Origin of the sequence: Pseudonocardia pini, from assembly GCF_013870575.1 — a bacterium.
Lineage (GTDB): Bacteria > Actinomycetota > Actinomycetes > Mycobacteriales > Pseudonocardiaceae > Pseudonocardia > Pseudonocardia pini.
In genome coordinates this window covers 1-2,292 of the sequence record NZ_JACBXB010000836.1, presented here as the reverse complement: position 1 = coordinate 2,292, position 2,292 = coordinate 1, and the positions used below count along the sequence as shown (strand labels likewise).

The window sequence follows — 2,292 nt, the reverse complement described above, 5'->3', positions numbered from 1 at the left end:
GGTCGCGACCATCCGGGTGCCCATCTGCACGCCACGAACGGCGAGGAGACGCCCGCCACCTCACGACGCGAGCGCGGCCACGAGCTCCGGGACCACCGCGTCGAGCGCCGTGTCACGCTGCTCCCCGGAAGCCAGGTCCTTCACCCCGACCGTCCCCGCCTCGAGGTCCCGCTCCCCCAGCACCAGGGCGTACCGCGCCCCGGAGCGGTCCGCGGCTTTCATCGCGCCCTTGACCCCGCGCCCGCCGTAGGCGAGGTCGACCCGAACCCCGGCCTTCCGCAGCGCACCGGCGATCACGACCAGCCGGCGTCGGGCCGCGTCGCCGAGGGGGACCCCGAAGACCTCCACCCGCGCCGTCGACCAGGGCTGGACGCCCTCGACGCCGCAGGCGAGGAGCGTGCGGTCCACCCCGATCCCGAACCCGACCCCGGACAGCGGCTGCCCGCCCAGGGTGGCCATCAGGCCGTCGTACCGGCCGCCGCCGCCGATCCCGGACTGGGCGCCGAGGCCGTCGTGCACGAACTCGAAGGTGGTCTTCGTGTAGTAGTCCAGCCCGCGCACCATCCGCGGGTTGATCGTGTAGGCCACCCCGAGGTCGTCCAGGTGCTGCAGCACCGCGGCGTGGTGCTCCGCGGAGGCCGGGGACAGGTGGTCCAGCAGCAGCGGCGCGTCCTCCATCAGCGCGCGGACCTCGGGGCGCTTGTCGTCCAGCACCCGCAGCGGGTTGATGGCGGCCCGCGCGCGGGTGGCCGCGTCCAGGTCCAGCCCGGCGAGGAAGTCCTGCAACAGCGAGCGGTAGGCCGGGCGGCACGAGGCGTCCCCCAGCGAGGTCAGCTCGAGCCGGTAGCCGGTGAGCCCCAGGGCCTTGAACCCCTCGTCGGCGACGGCGACGACCTCGGCGTCGAGCGCAGGGTCGTCCGCCCCGATGGCCTCGATGCCCACCTGCTGCAGCTGCCGGTACCGGCCCGCCTGCGGCCGCTCGTACCGGAAGAACGGGCCCGCGTACCGCAGCTTGACCGGCAGCCCGGCCCGGTCCATCCCGTGCTCGATGACCGACCGCACGACGCCGGCGGTGCCCTCGGGCCGCAGCGTCACCGACCGCTCGCCGCGGTCCGCGAAGGTGTACATCTCCTTGCTGACGACGTCCGTGGACTCCCCCACGCCCCGCGCGTACAGCCCCGTCTCCTCGAAGACCGGCAGCTCGACGTACCCGTACCCGGCCCGTTCGGCCGCGGCGGAGAGCGTGTCCCGGACGTGGGTGAACCCGGCCGACTCCGGCGGGTAGTACTCGGGGATGCCCTTCGGTGCCGCGAACGGCTGGACCTTCTCCTGGACCGTGCTCACAGACCCGTCCTCACCTGCAGGAACGGGTTCGACGCCCGCTCCCGGCCCACCGTCGTCGTCGGGCCGTGCCCCGGCAGCACCACCGCCTCGTCCGGCCGGCTGAGCAGCCGCTCCCGGATGCTCGTGAGCAGCTGCTCGTGCGAGCCGCCGGGCAGGTCGGTGCGGCCGATCGACCCCGCGAACAGCGTGTCCCCCGCGAGGATCACCTCGGTGCCCTCCTCCGTCCCCGTCGTGAACACGACGGAACCGCGAGTGTGGCCGGGCGCGTGGTCCACGCGCAGCCGGATTCCGCCGAGGTCGAGCTCGGAGCGGTCCGTGAGCTCCTCGACGGTGCGCGGCTCGCGCAGCTCCAGCCTGCCGCCGAAGAACGCGGCGGACTCCTTGCTGATCCCCTTCATCGGGTCGGCGAGCAGCTCGCGGTCCTCGGGGTGGATCCAGGCGGGGACGTCGTGCCCGTCGCACACCGGCTGCACGCTGAAGGTGTGGTCGAAATGGCCGTGGGTGAGCAGGACCGCGACCGGGGTCAGCCGGTGCTCGGCGAGCACGGCCTCCAGCGGTTCGACGGCCTCCTGCCCCGGATCGACCACCACGCACTGCGCCCCGGCGGCGGGGGCGACGACGTAGCAGTTGGTCTGGAACGCTCCTGCGGGGAATCCTGCGACCAGCACCCGACCAGCCTAGACGTGCCGCATACGTCGCTCTCAGGAACGGTCGCTACGCTCCCCGCGATCGTTTCGAGCAGGAGGGCGCAGCACACCGTGGCGACGAACCAGATGCGGCGGGAGGCGGCCAAGCGCAAGCTGGCCAGCCAACAGAAGCGACGTGTGGAGGCCGCGCGAAGGCGCAAGCAGGTCGCCACGATCACCTCCGCCGCGGTGGTGGTCGTGGTGATCGCCGCCGTGGTGCTCCTCGTCACGGCGCCCTGGCAGTCGGACGAGCCCGCCGCGA

2 protein-coding genes and 1 pseudogene are annotated in these 2,292 nt (G+C 73.4%); 1 reads left to right on the top strand and 2 read right to left on the bottom strand.

Annotated features, from left to right (window positions below; genetic code table 11):
- Positions 1-60 precede the first annotated feature (60 nt).
- The gene (gene hisS, locus H5J29_RS29680) at positions 61-1,344 is read right to left on the bottom strand and encodes a histidine--tRNA ligase (RefSeq protein ID WP_181784276.1); all 1,284 of its coding nucleotides are present in this window, start codon (positions 1,342-1,344) and stop codon (positions 61-63) included.
- On the bottom strand, positions 1,341-2,012 hold the full coding sequence (locus H5J29_RS29675; protein WP_181784275.1) for an MBL fold metallo-hydrolase: 672 nt from the start codon (positions 2,010-2,012) through the stop codon (positions 1,341-1,343). The genes hisS and H5J29_RS29675 overlap by 4 nt, the downstream gene beginning before the upstream one ends.
- Before the next feature lie 90 nt (positions 2,013-2,102).
- Here H5J29_RS29675 and H5J29_RS34490 point away from each other — a divergent pair.
- A pseudogene (locus tag H5J29_RS34490) lies at positions 2,103-2,292 on the top strand (peptidylprolyl isomerase); the annotation flags it as partial.